The 16354-nt window shown below is 31.7% G+C and carries 18 protein-coding genes and 1 pseudogene; 13 read left to right on the top strand and 6 right to left on the bottom strand.

Annotation, left to right across the window (positions count from 1 at the left end):
• The first annotated feature begins 26 nt into the window (after positions 1 to 26).
• A complete protein-coding gene (locus ACR1PN_RS18880; protein WP_433981291.1) occupies positions 27 to 1334 on the top strand; it encodes a voltage-gated chloride channel family protein in 1308 nt (435 codons plus the stop codon).
• A 38-nt stretch (positions 1335 to 1372) separates the two neighbouring features.
• Here the strand turns inward: ACR1PN_RS18880 and ACR1PN_RS18875 are convergent, their stop codons facing one another.
• The gene (locus ACR1PN_RS18875) at positions 1373 to 3181 is read right to left on the bottom strand and encodes a hypothetical protein (protein ID WP_433981290.1); all 1809 of its coding nucleotides are present in this window, start codon (positions 3179 to 3181) and stop codon (positions 1373 to 1375) included.
• 289 nt (positions 3182 to 3470) lie between these two features.
• Here ACR1PN_RS18875 and ACR1PN_RS18870 point away from each other — a divergent pair, with 289 nt between their 5' ends.
• From ACR1PN_RS18870 to ACR1PN_RS18830, 9 genes are all read left to right on the top strand, one after another.
• Entirely contained in the window at positions 3471 to 4892 is a 1422-nt protein-coding gene (locus ACR1PN_RS18870; protein ID WP_433981289.1) for a hypothetical protein, read from the top strand.
• A gap of 276 nt (positions 4893 to 5168) precedes the next feature.
• The gene (locus ACR1PN_RS18865; protein WP_433981288.1) at positions 5169 to 5837 is read left to right on the top strand and encodes a MarR family winged helix-turn-helix transcriptional regulator; all 669 of its coding nucleotides are present in this window, start codon (positions 5169 to 5171) and stop codon (positions 5835 to 5837) included.
• Positions 5838 to 5839: 2 nt separating this feature from the next.
• A complete protein-coding gene (locus tag ACR1PN_RS18860) occupies positions 5840 to 7303 on the top strand; it encodes a phytoene desaturase family protein (RefSeq protein ID WP_433981287.1) in 1464 nt (487 codons plus the stop codon).
• Between the two features lie 8 nt (positions 7304 to 7311).
• A complete protein-coding gene (locus ACR1PN_RS18855; RefSeq protein WP_433981286.1) occupies positions 7312 to 8148 on the top strand; it encodes a phytoene/squalene synthase family protein in 837 nt (278 codons plus the stop codon).
• 15 nt (positions 8149 to 8163) lie between these two features.
• On the top strand, positions 8164 to 8625 hold the full coding sequence (locus ACR1PN_RS18850) for an SRPBCC family protein (protein ID WP_433981285.1): 462 nt from the start codon (positions 8164 to 8166) through the stop codon (positions 8623 to 8625).
• Between the two features lies 1 nt (position 8626).
• Positions 8627 to 9085: a beta-carotene hydroxylase gene (locus ACR1PN_RS18845; protein WP_433981284.1), complete on the top strand. Its 459-nt coding sequence runs from the start codon at positions 8627 to 8629 to the stop codon at positions 9083 to 9085.
• The gene (locus ACR1PN_RS18840) at positions 9086 to 9778 is read left to right on the top strand and encodes a lycopene cyclase domain-containing protein (protein WP_433981283.1); all 693 of its coding nucleotides are present in this window, start codon (positions 9086 to 9088) and stop codon (positions 9776 to 9778) included. It begins immediately after the preceding gene.
• Positions 9765 to 11054 carry a cryptochrome/photolyase family protein gene (locus ACR1PN_RS18835; protein WP_433981282.1) on the top strand — a complete coding sequence of 430 codons (1290 nt, stop codon included), beginning with the start codon at positions 9765 to 9767 and terminating at the stop codon, positions 11052 to 11054. Before ACR1PN_RS18840 ends, ACR1PN_RS18835 begins: the two co-directional genes overlap by 14 nt.
• A gap of 127 nt (positions 11055 to 11181) precedes the next feature.
• Positions 11182 to 11598: a hypothetical protein gene (locus tag ACR1PN_RS18830; protein WP_433981281.1), complete on the top strand. Its 417-nt coding sequence runs from the start codon at positions 11182 to 11184 to the stop codon at positions 11596 to 11598.
• 74 nt (positions 11599 to 11672) lie between these two features.
• Here the strand turns inward: ACR1PN_RS18830 and ACR1PN_RS18825 are convergent, their stop codons facing one another.
• Positions 11673 to 12380 (bottom strand): DUF421 domain-containing protein, encoded by a 708-nt coding sequence (locus tag ACR1PN_RS18825; RefSeq protein ID WP_433981280.1) that lies wholly within the window; start codon positions 12378 to 12380, stop codon positions 11673 to 11675.
• Between the two features lie 122 nt (positions 12381 to 12502).
• Here ACR1PN_RS18825 and ACR1PN_RS18820 point away from each other — a divergent pair, with 122 nt between their 5' ends.
• Positions 12503 to 12940 (top strand): hypothetical protein, encoded by a 438-nt coding sequence (locus tag ACR1PN_RS18820; RefSeq protein WP_433981279.1) that lies wholly within the window; start codon positions 12503 to 12505, stop codon positions 12938 to 12940.
• Positions 12941 to 12943: 3 nt separating this feature from the next.
• Here ACR1PN_RS18820 and ACR1PN_RS18815 read toward each other — a convergent pair whose 3' ends face one another.
• From ACR1PN_RS18815 to ACR1PN_RS18805, 3 genes are all read right to left on the bottom strand, one after another.
• Positions 12944 to 13261 (bottom strand): hypothetical protein, encoded by a 318-nt coding sequence (locus tag ACR1PN_RS18815; protein ID WP_433981278.1) that lies wholly within the window; start codon positions 13259 to 13261, stop codon positions 12944 to 12946.
• Positions 13262 to 13497: 236 nt separating this feature from the next.
• The gene (locus tag ACR1PN_RS18810; RefSeq protein WP_433981277.1) at positions 13498 to 13761 is read right to left on the bottom strand and encodes a SemiSWEET transporter; all 264 of its coding nucleotides are present in this window, start codon (positions 13759 to 13761) and stop codon (positions 13498 to 13500) included.
• A gap of 107 nt (positions 13762 to 13868) precedes the next feature.
• The gene (locus tag ACR1PN_RS18805) at positions 13869 to 14459 is read right to left on the bottom strand and encodes a hypothetical protein (RefSeq protein ID WP_433981276.1); all 591 of its coding nucleotides are present in this window, start codon (positions 14457 to 14459) and stop codon (positions 13869 to 13871) included.
• Between the two features lie 635 nt (positions 14460 to 15094).
• Here ACR1PN_RS18805 and ACR1PN_RS18800 point away from each other — a divergent pair.
• Positions 15095 to 15865 carry a 4-hydroxy-tetrahydrodipicolinate reductase gene (locus ACR1PN_RS18800; RefSeq protein WP_433981275.1) on the top strand — a complete coding sequence of 257 codons (771 nt, stop codon included), beginning with the start codon at positions 15095 to 15097 and terminating at the stop codon, positions 15863 to 15865.
• Positions 15866 to 15991: 126 nt separating this feature from the next.
• On the top strand, positions 15992 to 16162 hold the full coding sequence (locus ACR1PN_RS18795; RefSeq protein WP_378177790.1) for a lmo0937 family membrane protein: 171 nt from the start codon (positions 15992 to 15994) through the stop codon (positions 16160 to 16162).
• Positions 16163 to 16246: 84 nt separating this feature from the next.
• On the opposite strand, the pseudogene ACR1PN_RS18790 reads toward ACR1PN_RS18795, so the two are convergent.
• Positions 16247 to 16354: pseudogene (locus ACR1PN_RS18790) on the bottom strand (IS982 family transposase); the annotation flags it as partial.

Here is a 16354-nt window from a genome sequence, read left to right as displayed (position 1 = left end):
ATGTTTAACCATTTAATCAGGAGATCATGTTTAAAAATAACAAAAAATCAGCTCTTAGAATTCTTATTATTTTAGTTAGATTATTTTTCAGGAAATATCCTTCTGCACTTTTTGTGTTGAAATGGCTTTTTATAACCTTGATAACTGGAGGCTTAATCGGAAGTGCTTCTGCGTTTTTCCTGCAGACTTTAGATTGGGCAACGAATTTCAGAGAAAATCGTCTCTGGCTGATTACATTCTTGCCTTTAGGCGGTTTTTTGGTGGGCTTAATGTATCATTATTTCGGAAAAGATGTTGAAGCCGGAAATAATTTATTGATTGAAACCATTCATGAGCCTGGAAAAATAATTCCTTTAAAAATGGCACCATTCGTTTATTTAGGAACGATAATTACTCACTTTTTCGGAGGTTCAGCGGGTCGTGAAGGGACCGCTTTACAAATGGCGGGAGCAATTGCGGATCAGTTTTCAAAACCATTCAAGCTTTCATCAGATGACAGAAAAATTTTAATTATATCTTCTATTGCAGCCGGATTCGGTTCAGTTTTCGGGACTCCTTTAGCTGGAGCAATTTTCGGTCTTGAAGTTTTTCTTGTCGGAAGATTAAAATACCATGCTTTATTTCCTGCAATTTCTGCTGCAATTATTGCAGATTTGGTTACCAAATTATGGAATACACACCATACTCATTACAGGATTGAGTTTATTCCTGAAATTTCATTTTTAAATATTCTTTATGCTATAGTTGCCGGAATTTTCTTTGGAATCTGTGCCGCAACATTCAGCAAAACCATTCATAAAGCAGGATATTTATTTAAATCTAAAATTAAATATCCTCCTTTTCGTCCTTTAATCGGAGGAATTATTGTAGCATCGGCAGTTTTCTTGACTGGAACTACCAAATATATCGGTTTGGGAATTCCAACCATTGTTGATTCTTTCGAACACCAACTTCCTGCCTATAATTTTGCTTTAAAAATGATTTTTACGATTATCACTTTGGCTGCGGGTTTCAAAGGTGGTGAAGTAACTCCTCTTTTTTTCATTGGTGCTACTTTAGGAAATGCTTTGGGATATTTTATTCCTTTGCCGATCGCCGTTTTGGCAGGAATGGGTTTTGTCGCCGTTTTTGCAGGAGCAACCAATACGCCGATTGCGTGCAGCATTATGGCGATTGAATTATTCGGAAACAAATTTGGTATTTACGCTGCAATTGCATGTGTGGTTTCTTATTTATTTTCCGGCTCAAACAGTATTTATAATAGCCAGATTATTGGCGAACCTAAAAACAACAGATTTTTAAAAGATATCGGAAAGAAATTAAGTGAACTTTAAAAAGTAAGACCGGAAATTAAATTATTCCGGTCTTTCATTTATTTCTGCAATTCAGGAATTGAGATTTCATTTAATCTTAGTTTGAAATCATCCAGCTGTTCTTTTATTTTTTTCTTTTCATTGGAAAAATATAGCGTTTTATTAAAAAGCTCCTCATAATATTGTATACCTTCAAGAAGATTGGATTTAAAAGTATTCCATTTTTTGATTTGTGAATTAGCAGGTACATCAGAAAAATTTAAAATTTCCTTTTTCAAATGTTCAACATACATTTTCAGTTCATTGATGAACATATTCGGACGCTCAACATCAGCAAGAATATTTGTATTTCCATAAATATGATTAACCATTTCCGAAAGCGAAACCTCTTTATCAAAATAAGCTAAATTCGGTCCCGGACAAATCACAACTCCCTGTTTTTCACCTTTAATTTCAATTTCATTTTCTAAATATGCAGAATTTACCAGACCTACACAAAGGCAAGCCTTATCAGTAATTTCTCTTTTTTTAGATTCAAATTGATCTTTAGTAATTTCATTAATTGAATCTTCAAGATCCTTTAATTTTCTTTCCTGATATTTTTTTGAAGCCGTACAAATTCCCTTTGGAGAATATTCTTTGCTTAATGCTAATAATTTTTTAGGACATGAACTTCCATATTTATTTTTAGCCTCTTTCTGATATTTTAGAATTTCATTTGATGTTCCCTTTACAGTATTAAACGGAACTCCCAATGGAGAAATATTACTCAGATAAAAATCATTTTGCTTTGATTTTGCTAAAAGATTTCGGGTTTCAACATCAACAGAAGTTGCTTCCGGAACCAAAAGAAACGGAGAACCCCAACCAACACTATCAACCTGATAATTTTCTAAAAGAAAATCGTGCTCTTCAGAAGTTCCTACTCCACCCTGAACCGTTATTTTCATTTCTAAAGGTTGTGCAGGAATATACTTTTCTTTTTGTTCCAAAGCTTTTATCATTAATAAATGAGCAGAAGAAATCAATTCATTTTTTTTCCGCCTGAATTCTTCCATAATAGGCCCAAGCAATAAACCTTCTGTAGCAAAGGCATGACCGCCACAATTTAAGCCGGATTCAATTCTGTATTCTGAAACCCAAAGTCCTTTCTTAGCCAAAAAATTACCTTGAATCATCGCCGAACGAAAATCACTGACCTTTAAAATAATTTTCTTTTTGATATAATTATTTGCATCCGGAAAAAAATCATCAAACTCTTCAATATAGCTGTACAGGCGCGGATTCATTCCTGCAGAAAGCACTACTGACGAAGTAATTTTACTTTGAGCAAAACCACGCAATGACGCATGAGCATCATTATAAATCACCGGAAGCTGTTCGTTTTTTTTATAGTTGTCTTTATCAACTTTTGTCATGATATTAACATCAATGCTTCCCGGAATAAGATTTTTTTCAACAAAATTTCTAATATTAAAAGCTAAAGAATCGCCCTGATTGAGAATGTTCTGTAAACCGTTTTTTAATTCGGAAGTGTTGGGAAGCATCATTATAAAATTTTTGAGAGCTTCTATATTTTTAGAAATTTCTTCTTTGAATGACTCAAATTTCTCTGTAACGATATCATCCATCATATTGAGATAATCGGTAATTCTTTTGGCTCTGTAATCTTCTGTTTTTGTGGAAATTCCAAAGTAATTGAGATTGAATTTTCTGCTGTAGAAATTTTTCATTTTTTCTACAATTTCGTCGTCTATAATTGAAACTACTGAAGAAATTCCGTATTGTGCAACACGAATCGGGCTGTCAATCGTGTAAGATAATCCCATAACGGGAATGTGAAAGCTGTGCAAAGGTTTATTAATCATTATTTTAAACAATAAAATTTACCTTCATATTGCTATGAAAGTGATAATGATCTGAAAACCCACGAATTTGTTTAAATTCTGAACAAAAATAAATATTTACAGCTAACTATACAAGAAATAATAATTTAATATAAATTTAAATGTAGATAATCTTAAAAACCCAATATTATTGTTGAAACAATTAAATTATTACAATTTTATTATTGAATATTGTAAAAAAATGGTAGCATTTTAACTCCATATTTGCTAAATTTACATTTAATTTTCAACATTAACAACTACACTCCAAATGTTTGGGTTTAGAAATATACTCTTATCAATAAGTCTTCTTTCCAGTTTCCTGGTATTATCGCAGCAAAAACTGACCAACAAAGAACTAAAAGCAAAAATTGCCGATAATTCTAAACTCTATAAAATTAATATTGATAAGGCTTATAGAGAATTAAACGGACTTCTGAAACAATCTGCTATTTTAAAGGACTCTATTTCAGAGATGAAAATTCTGGATAGAAAATGCCGGTATTTTTACAGTAAAAATATGATGGATAGCCTGATTATTACCAGTGAAAAGCTTCAGAAAAAATCTAATGTGTATCAGGATATTTATTTTGAAGCGATGTCTAATATTTATTTAGCTGAGATATATTCTATTAATAAATTTCCTGACAAAGCCATTTCTTATTTAAATTCTGCCTATGAAATTCTGAAAAAAGGCAATCCCGAAAGTGAAAGAATATTTTACGCAAAAGCAAATGTGCTGAGCAGTTTTGCTAATATCTATTTGGATAAAAATCAACCTCGTAAAGCTGCAAAAAAGATTTACGAACAGATTGAAAGCGGAAAACAACTGAAAAACAATCTTGAAAGAGATAACTTTCAATATCTGAATTATGCTAACCTTGCCAATATTTACAGTCAATACAATTCTGATTCTGCTTATCATTATGCAAAAAAATCTATTTTAATAAAACCCAAAGATGTAGTAGATGACAAATCGATGATTGATAATTACTCTGTGATCGGAAAAGTTTACAAAGAGAAAAAAAATTACAAAAGTTCAATAAAAAACTTTCACAAAGCGCTTTACATCAGCACAAAAAACGGGACAAACCTTAATGCTAACCAGATTTATCATTCTTTGAAGGAGATTTATGACATTCTCAAAATCAAAGATAGCGCTGACTTTTATAAAAATAAAATTGAACAATACGAACTGAAAGCACTGAAAAGTAAATACAATTCATTACAAGAGGTTATTAATAAGGATAAAAAAGAACAGAAAGAAGAACAAAATTCTTTTTGGTATTGGATGATTCCGGCTTTTGCATTGATAGGAGTTGCATTTTTTATAGCCAAAAGAAAAAATAAAAAAGTCGATATCGAAACTGAAATTGAAACCAAACCAGAAATAAATCTAAGTGAAACCTATCATGATTTAATCGAGCTTTTGGAAAAACGAGATCCTGCTTTTATGTTCGCTTTTGAAAAAGTATTTCCTGATTTTTCTGTCAATCTTTTAACAAAAAATGCCGAATTGCAACAATCTGAAATAGAATTTTGTGCTCTTCTCAAATTAAAATTAACGACAAAAGAAATTGCCAAAATCAGTTTCATAGAAACGCGGACCGTTCAGAATAAAAAATACCGAATCAGAAAGAAACTTGATATTCCGCAAAATGTTGATATCTATCATTGGATTGATCAGGTGTAAATTCGGTTATTTTCCTCCAAATTACATCTGCTCATGTTTGTTTTAGAAATTTTCATGAAGATTTTCCCTAAGCTGTTACGCGAGCCTAAGCTAAAAAACATTTCAAAATAAATTCAGCAATTAAGAATAAATTAACCAGAAAAATAAGTTGGAATAATGAATACTATAAGGCATTGAATTTTCAATGCCTTATTTTTTACACAAAAAACAATTAGTATATAAATGAACTTAATTAAATAAAAATAAGTATATTTGTTTACTATTAATAATTTAGATATGAATTATAATTTAGCAAAAGATGTGATTCAACTGCTGGAACGATTCGATTCTGAGAACAACAATTCCCAATACACACCTGATATCGAAGGGTTTAAAAATTGGATACATCATCAGCAAAACAGAAAACCCGCACCTAAGAATATTATCTGGGAAGGGAAAGAAAAAGGAAGAAGTCCTGAAAGTGTCATCAGTACCCTACTGGTTCACATGAGCAGGTATGCAAAAACATATTCAAAATCTGCATTAGCCGGTTCAGATTTCTCTACGCAGGAAGAGTTTATTTACCTCATTAACCTGAGAGCTTTCGGTGAGATGACAAAAACCGAGCTTATTAAGAAAAATATTCAGGATAAGCCAGTCGGAATTCTTATCATCAACCGCCTCATCAAAAATGGCTGGGTGAAGCAAACAGACTCTAAAAAAGATAAAAGAACAAAAGTAATTAGCATTACTGAAAAAGGTATTGATGCGTTAGAAAAGCAAATGGATAATATCAGAATGGCTACCAGAATTGTTTGCGGAAATCTTACAGAAGATGAAAAATATGATCTGATTGAGCTGTTAAGTAAACTTGACCATTTTCACAATCCAATTTTTGGCAGAAATATTGACAGTTTAAAATTACTGGAGACTGTTTTTGAAGAAAATTTCTCAAATAATAATTGAATATGATTAAAAAAATAGCAATTATCGGTTCCGGATTTTCCGGATTATCTGCTGCCGCTTATAGTGCGAAAAGTGGTCACGAAGTTCATGTTTTTGAAAAAAACAGCAGCTTAGGTGGCAGAGCGAGACAATTTACAACCGATAACGGTTATGTTTTTGACATGGGACCAAGCTGGTATTGGATGCCGGATATTATTGAAGATTTTTTTAAAGACTTTAACAGAAAAACCTCAGATTATTATGAATTGGTTTCATTAAATCCTCAGTTTGAGATGGTTTTTTCTGATGAAATACTGGCAATTCCGCAGGACTATTCAGAAATGAAAAATCTCTTTGAAAGCATTGAAAAAGGAGCTGCCAAGAAACTTGATGAATTCATGAATGACGCTCAGTATAAATATGAAGTCGGGATGAAGGATTTCGTTACTAAACCTTGTCATTCGTGGTTAGAATTTGTTTCTCCAAAGATTGCAAAAAGCGCTTTAAAGCTTGATCTGCTATCAAATTTTCATCGGTTTGTCAGAAAATATTTTTCAGATCCTAAACTGATTATGCTTATGGAATTTCCTGTTATTTTTCTTGGCGCCGCACCTAAAGATATACCTGCTTTATACAGTCTGATGAATTACGGAGGTTATAAATTGGGAACATGGTATCCGATGGGAGGTTTCTACAAAGTCATTGACGCAATGGCTCAAATTGGCAAAGAGCAAGGTGTACAATTTCATCTGAATTCAACTGTAGAAGAAATTAAGATTAAGAACGGAAAAGCAGGTTCAATCGTTGTTAATGGTACCGAAATTGAATTTGACACAATAATTGCGTCTTCAGATTATCATCATACAGAGAACCTGATTCAGAAAGAATACAAAAACTATGATGAAGAGTATTGGAAAAAGAAAACATTTGCACCTTCTTGTCTGATCTATTATTTAGGATTCAAAGAAAAAGTCCCTAATCTGAAACACCATACCTTATTTTTTGAAAATGACCTGGATTTGCACACCAATGAAATCTATGAAAATAAAAAATGGCCGACAAAACCTTTATTTTATACCTGTTGTCCATCCAAAACAGATAAAAATGTAGCTCCTGCAAACGGTGAAAATATATTTTTGCTTATGCCTGTTGCTACGGGAATTGATGATAATGAAGAAACAAGGGAGAAATATTTCCTCGAAATGATACGAAGACTTGAAAAGCATACCAAATCATCAGATCTTTTATCAAAAATAGAGTATAAAAAAAGCTATTGCATTAATGATTTTAAAAAAGATTACAATGCATACGAAGGAAATGCTTACGGATTAGCAAATACACTTAATCAGACTGCAGTTCTTAAGCCTTCATTGAGAAATAAAAGGGTGAAAAATCTTTTCTACACCGGGCAGCTTACCGTTCCCGGACCAGGAGTTCCACCGTCAATTATATCAGGAAAAATAGCAGCAACAGAAGCCACCAAATAACGAAATTTATGAAAAAACTTTTCGACGAACTTTCTTATAAAATAAGTAAACAAACTACAAAGCAATACAGTACCAGTTTTTCTTTAGGAATTTTAGCGTTGTCGCCAAAGATAAGAAATGCAATTTATGCCATCTACGGCTATGTAAGACTGGCAGACGAAATTGTTGACAGCTTTCATAGCTTTGATCGCCAAATATTATTGACCAGATTCCGAGAACAAACCAATCAGGCACTGGAGGAAAGAATATCATTAAATCCTATACTTCAGGCTTTTCAGGAAACGATTCATAAATATGAAATTGATCTGCAGCTTATCCATCAGTTTTTGAAAAGCATGGAAATGGATCTGCAGAAAATTGATTATGATTCTGATCTATATAAAGAATATATTCTCGGTTCTGCAGAAGTTGTAGGACTAATGTGTCTTCAGATTTTTGTTGATGGAAATAAAGAAATGTATGCTCAGCTCAAACCTTCCGCAATGAAGCTGGGGTCTGCTTTTCAAAAGGTAAATTTCTTACGTGACATGAAAGACGATTATCATATTTTAGGGCGAACTTATTTTCCGAATGTTGATATTTCTTATTTTGATAATGTAGCAAAAGCCAAGATTGAACAGGATATTCATGATGAGTTTAAAGAAGCATTGGAAGGAATTAAAAAACTCCCGAATTCATCAAGGTTCGGAGTGTACCTTGCATATCGTTATTATATTTCACTTTTTAGAAAAATAAAGAGAACTTCTGCCAATAAAATAATAAATCAAAGAATCAGAATATCGAATGGCAAGAAATTTTCTCTTATGATGAGCAGTTATGTACAATATAAAATGTCATTTCTGTAAATCTAAATCTAAAAAATGATACATCAACTTCAACGTCAGCAACAGCTTAACTGTGATATAGAAACAGCTTGGAAATTTTTCTCTTCAGCGAATAACCTTTCGGAAATCACTCCGCAAGACATGAAATTTACTGTACGAACCAAGCTTAGCGATGATGAAATATATGAAGGAATGGTAATAGACTACTTTGTGTCGCCGCTTTTTGGAGTAAAATTAAAATGGCAAACAATTATTACTGAAGTTGAATCAAAAAGATTATTTACTGATTTTCAGAATAAAGGACCTTTTAAAATGTGGCATCATCATCACTTTTTTATTCCGAATGAGAATGGAGTTTTAATGGTTGATAATGTCAATTACGAGCTGCCCTTCGGTTTTTTGGGAGAAATTACCCATAAACTGATCGTTAAAAAAAAGCTGCAAAATATTTTTAATTACCGCTATAAGATTTTAGAAGAAATTTTCAATAAAAAGTAATATGAATTTTTTAATTGTTTTAGCTACATTTTTCGTTATGGAAGGAATCACTTGGCTTATTCATAAATATGTGATGCACGGTTTTCTATGGATACTTCACCGTGATCATCACGATCACAGCAATGAAGGAAAAATGGAACGAAACGATTATTTTTTTGCCATTTTTGCAATTCCCACCATTGCTTTGATGTACTACGGAACCATCAATAACTTTAATGCCTATTTCTACATTGCAATAGGAATTACGTTGTATGGTATGGCCTATTTTTTTGTGCATGACATTTTTATTCATCAGCGTTTCAAAATTTTAAGAGACACAAAAAATCCTTATTTATTGGCGATTCGCAGAGGCCACAAGCAACACCATAAACACACAGGGAAAGAGCATGGTGAATGTTTTGGTTTTCTTTGGGTTCCTGTGAAATATTTTAAAATGTACTTTAATAAAAATAGAGGATAAATGTGGCAATACACCTATCTGGCAATTAATTTTTTTACGATTATTATCTGTTTTATTTTTTCTTTTCATCCGAAAATTAAATTTTACAGACACTTCAAAGCTTTTTTGCTTGCTTCAATTGTTACCGCTATATTTTTTATTGCCTGGGATGTGTGGTTTACTTCAAATGGTGTTTGGTGGTTTAATGATAAATACTTAATTGGACTTCGGTTATTTGGCCTTCCGATTGAGGAATTGCTGTTTTTTATCTGCATCCCTTTTTCGTGTGTTTTCACCTATTTCTGCTTAGATAAATTCTTCAGATTAGATTGGAAACCTTCTGTCGAAAAGGTTTTTGTGATTATTTCAATAATTTCCTGTCTCATTTTAGCTTTAATTTTTAAAGATAAAATTTATTCATTTGTTACTTTTTTAACTACGGCAATCAGTTTGATTGTTCTGCATTTTGTTTTAAAAGCAAATTGGATAGGCAAAGCATCATTCATTTACCTTGTTTTAATGCCCGGATTTTTAGCCGTAAATGGAATTCTTACAGGAACAGGGCTTGAATCTCCTATTGTAAACTACAACCCAAAAGATTTTATTGGTTTCAGAATTTTAACAATTCCGATTGAAGATACGGCTTACGGATACGAAATGATTCTTTGGAACCTCTTCTTCTTTTATAAATTTAATAAAAATGAGCAAGATTAATATATTCTGGTTTCGCAGAGATTTAAGACTGGATGATAATTCAGGATTAAGTGCAAGTTTAAAATCAGGACAGAAAATAATTCCCATTTTTATATTCGATACCGAAATTTTAGATCAGCTTGAAAATAAATCTGACCGAAGAGTTGATTATATTCATCAAGCTTTAGCAGAAATGCATGAAGAGTTAAAAAAACACAATTCAGGAATTAAAATATATCACGGAAAACCACTTCAGATTTTTAAAGAAATAATAAAAGAATTTGATATAGAAAGTGTTTTCTGTAATCGTGACTATGAACCACAGGCAATAAAACGTGACCAAGAAATTGCTGATTTCCTGGAAAAAAATAATATTAAATTTAAAGATTTTAAAGATCAGGTAATTTTCGAAAAAGATGAAATTGTAAAAAATGATGGCTCTCCTTACACCGTTTACACTCCATACTCTAAGAAATGGAAAGAGCAATTTCACCAAACTGAAATTCATTCAACTCATATCAATTTTGACAATTTTCTTTCACTTAAAGCTAAAAATATTTGTGGTTTAAAAGAAATCGGTTTTGAAAAAACGGATATAACTTTTGAAAAACCTGTTTTAGATAAAAAAATTATTGAATCTTACGATAGAAACAGAGATTTCCCAGGTTTAGATCAGACAACCAGATTGGGAATTGCTCTACGTTTTGGGACGATATCCATCCGAAAATGTGTAAAATATGCTTCTGAACATAATGAAACCTGGCTTAATGAATTAATCTGGAGAGAATTTTTTATGCAGATTCTTTTTCATTTCCCAAAAGTAGTTAACCATTGTTTCAAAGATAAATATGAAAAAATCGACTGGCGAAATAATGAAAATGAGTTTAAGCTGTGGTGTGAGGGAAAAACTGGATATCCGATAGTAGATGCAGGAATGCGACAGCTTAACGAAACCGGATTTATGCATAATCGCGTTCGAATGATTACTGCAAGTTTCCTTACCAAACATCTTCTTATCGACTGGCGATGGGGCGAAGCGTATTTTGCAGAAAAACTTTTAGATTATGAACTTTCATCCAATAACGGAAATTGGCAATGGGCAGCTGGTTGCGGTTGTGATGCTGCACCATATTTCAGAATTTTCAATCCGACCGAACAGACCAAAAAATTCGATAAAGATCAAAAATATATTAAAAAATGGCTTCCTGAGGAGTATGCTGATATTAAACCGATTATAGAACATAGCTTTGCTAGAAACCGCGCACTTGAAGTTTACAAAAAAGCTGTTAAAGAATAAATTATCTGTTTTATAAATATAAATTTTTCTGAAAATTATTCTTTTTAGGTACCACATCAACAATGCGGGGCATAGTATTTGTAAACATAGTCTTTAGTAAAGACAATTAACACCACACCAAAATAAAATGAAAGTTACAGATCTAAAAATTAAAAATCTTGTCGAGTACAGAAACGAGATTTTTACGATTACGGAGATTTTCCAAAAAAATAATAACTATTTTGTGAAAATCGAGAATGACAGTCAGACAATTTCTTTGCCGGCAGAAAAAATCAATCCTATCCAGATTACAGAAGATTGGTTGGAAAAATTCGGGTTCATGAGAACGTATGCTTCAGATCACCAGATACGTTATGAAAGACCGGAATCATTTATCAAATATGATATTGATCTAAACTCTAAAAAAATTGTTGAAGGTCTTAAAATTTACGGAAATACAATTAAGTGTAAATACATTCATGAATTTCAAAATATATTTTCATGCCTGTTCGGTAAAGAGACTACGGCTTTTTTTAAGTCATCGTTTCATAAAGCAGCAGTTTAAGCTGAACTTCTGAAACCATCAAATAATTATATATACTTTAAATTTTTCCCCGACTGTAAAGCCGGGGATTTCTTTTAGGTAATTCTATGTCTGTTACTTGCTTTTACCCAGTTATGCTTCCCGCAATTCTTACAGCTTCCTGCGTTTCCTTCAGGCTTTTCTTCCGTATATCCGCAGAATGTGCATGAATAATGACCTTCTTCAGCAATATTTCTTAGGGGATGATCCAGAGAGTGCAGCATAATAGGAAGCCCGTATTTTACTTTATCTTCTTCAAAAAAGAAAACACTGATATCGCCGGAAACCTCTTCAATTGCAAATTCTATTTGCCCTAGATGTGAAACTCCTTTTAATCTTAATTCTGCAAAAAATTCATCGCTCCCAAGATTCTCTTTTTTGAAATTATCGATGGCGAAAACACCATTTTCGATCAGGCACATTGCCTTCCCTTCTAAAAGATTTTCAATTTTTTTAAATCTTCCGATAAGCTTTGTCACGGTAGAATATAAAATGATTATAACAATGAAAACAATGATGGAAGAAACAATTCCAACCTCTTTATAAAACATCGGATCTCCTGCTGCAGAACCCAGTCCGATAATTACAACCAACTCAAAAATTGAAAGTTGTTTCACTCCCCTTTTTCCTAAAACCCGAAGCCCGATAATAATGGTAAGAAACATAATCATGGTTCTTAAAACAATTTCCAGAAGAAAAGCCCAGTCTTCAGTTCCGAGAAATAACTCTTTCCAACTAAAACTTAAAAAAGCTGATAAAAGCATAGTAAAATTTTAGAATAAAGGATTCAAAAAACAAGCCAGTCAAAGATTAAAAATTGCTAACCGTTATTAACAGAGAATAAAATAAAAATCATTAATTTTCAGTTTAAATTTAAATCACTTACATGAAAATTATTACGATGTTGTTTCTGTTGTTTTTATCATCATCAATAAATGCACAACAGATCATTGCACAGGAAAAATATCAGGGAACAATTGACGGAAAAATAAATATTTCTTTTTATCTGAAAATAGAAGAAACAGGCTGTCCGAAAGTAGTAGCTTCAGGAGTTTATAAATATAATGACAATAAAGCCGGTAACTGGATTCTCCTCGACACTACTTTTTCAGAAAAAAACCAGCAGTATACATTTGTAGAACACTATAATACGGGAATTATGCTACTGAAACGCGGTGATGATAATATGCAGGGATTATGGATCTCTCCCGATGGTAAAAAACAGCTCAAGGTCAGTTTAAAAAAATTAAAACCGACCAAAGCTGAAATTGATAAGATGGAAGATGAATTGGAAAAAGCCAATTACAACGCAAATGATTGTTAAACCCTATCTGTGTCTGTCACCTCTCTGATGATAGGCAATATTAGGATTAGGTAAATTTACTTTTTCATTTAAATGCTGATTGTTAAAAGCTGGATCTACATGGTTTTGATGATTTTCGGAATCAACAGGAGTTTTAATGTGAATTTTTTTTCCGTTTCTGAAAATCTCACCATCAGCTGTTCGATAGGTTTGGTCTTGTTTGTATTTATTTCCGTCTGAAGCTGTAAACATTTGTGAATCTTTTTGTTTCATTTTTTTTACCAAATAAACCAAAGCTCCTCCGGTTACAATTCCCAAAGCTAATTTTACTGTATTTTTCATAAATAATATTTATCTCTACCAAAACAAAAGTATTGCCAATACTTTTACTTGTGGTATGAATAATATTTGAAAAATAAAAAAAGACTGACATCCTGAGATGACAGTCCTAAAACTTGAGTTAAAAACATAGATATGACAGATCTGGATTGATACTTATCTATTAATCAAAACTAAGGAGTTTATTTTTTTTAATTTATGATCAGAGTCAGAATATATAAATTGATTAAAATATAGAATTACTTTTCATTGTTTCTAAAAACAAAATAACAAATTAACAAAGCAAGGTTAATCACTACAGCAAAAGAATTTGAAAGAATAATCGGCAACTCCTGCTGTTCTATTCCGTACCAAACCCAAAGAGAAAGCCCGCTAACCAAAATCATAAGCATAAGCCATGAGAGATCTTCAACATTTTTTGTCTTGATCACTTTTATAAGTTGTGGCATTGAAGCAATAGAAGTAAACCCACCTGCAATTAAGCCTAAAATTTCAGTATTCATAGATATTCTTTTTTAAAGTAAAATCAGCATAAAAGAATATGCTGATGATCTTTAAAAGAGATATACAAATTGTATGCTTATCAATAAAAAACTTTGTAAATGTGGTATTAATTTAAATTTATCAATTCATCTGCAAGAGATTTCCAGCGGATTTTAGATGTACCAAATACAGAGCTTATCATATTTTTAATGCTATTTGCAAAGGTTGTATTTTTATTGGGCTGCTGATTTCTTTCATAAACCGCCATCTTAATATAATCACTTCCTTTAGAGATTACAAAAGTAGATGTAGCAGCAGCAGAATGGAAATGAAAGGTTTTTCCTGCAAACTCATTTCCCGGTAATTTAGATGGTCTGAATTGTAACATAATTCTGTCAGGATTACTTTTATCAATCAAATCAATCCTAACCCAATAATAGTCTTCAGTTTTCGGATTATTAATCTTGGTCGGGAGAATCTTTATATAATCCCCTATTTCAGGAGAACGGTTAACCTGTTCGCCTGCAGTATCATATAATTTAAATTCCGCACCATTTGGGCAATATTCAGACCATTTAGTAATTTCAAAAAATCTCTTTTTAAGAATATCAAATTTAAGATCAACTTCCTCGGAGCTACTAAATTTTTTTATACTTTCTGTATCTTGGAACCCGCCTCTCACCTGCGACGGAATCCCGGGAACTTTCTTCGGCTTCATTAAATTTTAAAATCTTTGCTTTTAAGTTGAATCAAGAACGAATGCTCATACCGGTTCACGAACAGGTATACTTTTAAAGAATTAAAGGAGTAATAATTTTTTGTCATCATTTTTTATCATTTTACACAAATTTAATATAAGTCACATTTAAATGAAAATATATTGACAAATAAAATATATGCCACGAATAAAAACCAATTATCAGCTCTGATTATCAGCACATTCTAGATAAATGATTTAAATCATAATATTTTTAGCATAAATAACACAGTATTACAAAAAAATTATTAAGAGCATAATATCTGACGAAGTCAAAATAGTTGAGAATATAAGATGTATTGAAAAAAAATTTGACGAGCTATTTTCCTGATTAAAAGAGCATCTAATATTTATTTCGAAAAAATAATTAACATAACTGAAAAATACTGTGGGTAATTATAAAAAATTACCTATATTTGGACTGAAAATTTTTTTTTCATCATTTGTGTTTTTATTAAACCCTCCGTTTACGGGGGGTTTAATTTTTTATTAATTCAATACCTACTTAATCGAGCATTTTATTTTCCCGAAAAAGTTTCAGAAATAATTTCTTATCTTACAGTTTCTAAGTTACAAACACTACAAAATTTTACGATATGAAAATAGGTTTAATTGGATTTGGAAAAGCAGGAAAGGCTGTAGCAAATGTAATATTGCAAAACAATGATTTCACGCTCGAATGGATTTTGAGAAACAGCAAGAATATGGAAAAATCTTCTGCAAAAGATTTTTTAGAGGTCGAATCTTCTGATCCCGCTGAAATTTTTTCAAAGCAGAATATTCAAATTACTCAGTTTCTTGACGATCATCATGTCGATATCATTATAGATTTCTCTACTACGGAGAGTATATATCTTTATGGTAAGGCAGCATCTGACAGAAGCATTAAAATAATTTCGGCAATTTCACATTATAGTAATGAAGAAAAAAAATTTCTGAAAGAATTATCTGAAAAGAGTACGGTTTTTTGGTCACCAAATATAACTTTAGGCGTAAATTATCTTCTATTTGCAGCAAGTCTTCTTAAAAATATTGCTCCGGAAGTAGACATTGAAGTTGTAGAAGAACATTTTAAGGCAAAAACAGGAATTTCAGGCACTGCTATAAAAATTGCAGAGACTCTGGAAATTGACGAAGATAATATAAACTCAGTAAGAGCGGGAGGGATTGTTGGCAAACATGAAGTTATTTTTGGTTTTCCATATCAGACAGTTCGTTTGGTGCATGAATCCATTTCCCGTGAAGCTTTCGGAAGCGGAGCACTTTTTGTTGCAAGAAATTTAAAAACTTTACCAGAGGGATTATATAATTTTGAAGATATTTTGAAGCCCTATTTTTTTACCAATTCTAAAACCATGCTCTCCTGAGCTAAAAATACTTTAAATAAAATAAATGTACTTCGTTTTTGTATAATGCTTAATTTTTTTATTTAAAATATAGAAAAGGCACACAATATGCTAACCATATTACATAAACCTTAAAAAAATATTATTATGAAAAGTGTATTATGGTTAGTTGCAGTGATCTGCATTGTAGTTTGGCTTTTAGGAATGCTAAACATTATTCCAGGAATCAGCACAAGCTATCTGATTCATATTTTATTAGTTGTTGCTATTATTGTAGTTCTTTACAATATTATTTCAGGAAGACGTCCTTTGGATTAATTAAAAGATTTTAAATACAAGAGCTGAATAATTTGATTATTCAGCTTTTTTGTGCTTCAAGAATTTAATTAACGTGAGTTCGATTTAAGCAGCGATTAATCTATCTTTGTCAATAATGTCGTCATTGGTGTTTATTGATGGTTTTTTATCAAAGAATGAATAAGCAGCTAAAGCCGATAAAATATTCAGAAC

It is taken from the genome of Chryseobacterium sp. RLHN22 (assembly GCF_051011795.1).
GTDB classification, from domain to species: domain Bacteria; phylum Bacteroidota; class Bacteroidia; order Flavobacteriales; family Weeksellaceae; genus Chryseobacterium; species Chryseobacterium zhengzhouense.
This window is presented reverse-complemented; position numbering and strand designations above follow the sequence as displayed.

Excerpts from the sequence above, each read along its gene's own strand:
- ACR1PN_RS18835 (WP_433981282.1), top strand. The coding sequence starts at position 9,765 with ATGAGCAAGATTAATATATTCTGGTTTCGCAGAGATTTAAGACTGGAT.
- ACR1PN_RS18800 (WP_433981275.1), top strand. The coding sequence starts at position 15,095 with ATGAAAATAGGTTTAATTGGATTTGGAAAAGCAGGAAAGGCTGTAGCA.
- ACR1PN_RS18880 (WP_433981291.1), top strand. The coding sequence starts at position 27 with ATGTTTAAAAATAACAAAAAATCAGCTCTTAGAATTCTTATTATTTTA.
- ACR1PN_RS18865 (WP_433981288.1), top strand. The coding sequence starts at position 5,169 with ATGAATTATAATTTAGCAAAAGATGTGATTCAACTGCTGGAACGATTC.
- ACR1PN_RS18825 (WP_433981280.1), bottom strand. The coding sequence starts at position 12,380 with ATGCTTTTATCAGCTTTTTTAAGTTTTAGTTGGAAAGAGTTATTTCTC.
- ACR1PN_RS18870 (WP_433981289.1), top strand. The coding sequence starts at position 3,471 with ATGTTTGGGTTTAGAAATATACTCTTATCAATAAGTCTTCTTTCCAGT.
- ACR1PN_RS18860 (WP_433981287.1), top strand. The coding sequence starts at position 5,840 with ATGATTAAAAAAATAGCAATTATCGGTTCCGGATTTTCCGGATTATCT.
- ACR1PN_RS18840 (WP_433981283.1), top strand. The coding sequence starts at position 9,086 with ATGTGGCAATACACCTATCTGGCAATTAATTTTTTTACGATTATTATC.
- ACR1PN_RS18845 (WP_433981284.1), top strand. The coding sequence starts at position 8,627 with ATGAATTTTTTAATTGTTTTAGCTACATTTTTCGTTATGGAAGGAATC.
- ACR1PN_RS18850 (WP_433981285.1), top strand. The coding sequence starts at position 8,164 with ATGATACATCAACTTCAACGTCAGCAACAGCTTAACTGTGATATAGAA.
- ACR1PN_RS18805 (WP_433981276.1), bottom strand. The coding sequence starts at position 14,459 with ATGAAGCCGAAGAAAGTTCCCGGGATTCCGTCGCAGGTGAGAGGCGGG.
- ACR1PN_RS18815 (WP_433981278.1), bottom strand. The coding sequence starts at position 13,261 with ATGAAAAATACAGTAAAATTAGCTTTGGGAATTGTAACCGGAGGAGCT.
- ACR1PN_RS18820 (WP_433981279.1), top strand. The coding sequence starts at position 12,503 with ATGAAAATTATTACGATGTTGTTTCTGTTGTTTTTATCATCATCAATA.
- ACR1PN_RS18810 (WP_433981277.1), bottom strand. The coding sequence starts at position 13,761 with ATGAATACTGAAATTTTAGGCTTAATTGCAGGTGGGTTTACTTCTATT.
- ACR1PN_RS18830 (WP_433981281.1), top strand. The coding sequence starts at position 11,182 with ATGAAAGTTACAGATCTAAAAATTAAAAATCTTGTCGAGTACAGAAAC.
- ACR1PN_RS18875 (WP_433981290.1), bottom strand. The coding sequence starts at position 3,181 with ATGATTAATAAACCTTTGCACAGCTTTCACATTCCCGTTATGGGATTA.
- ACR1PN_RS18795 (WP_378177790.1), top strand. The coding sequence starts at position 15,992 with ATGAAAAGTGTATTATGGTTAGTTGCAGTGATCTGCATTGTAGTTTGG.
- ACR1PN_RS18855 (WP_433981286.1), top strand. The coding sequence starts at position 7,312 with ATGAAAAAACTTTTCGACGAACTTTCTTATAAAATAAGTAAACAAACT.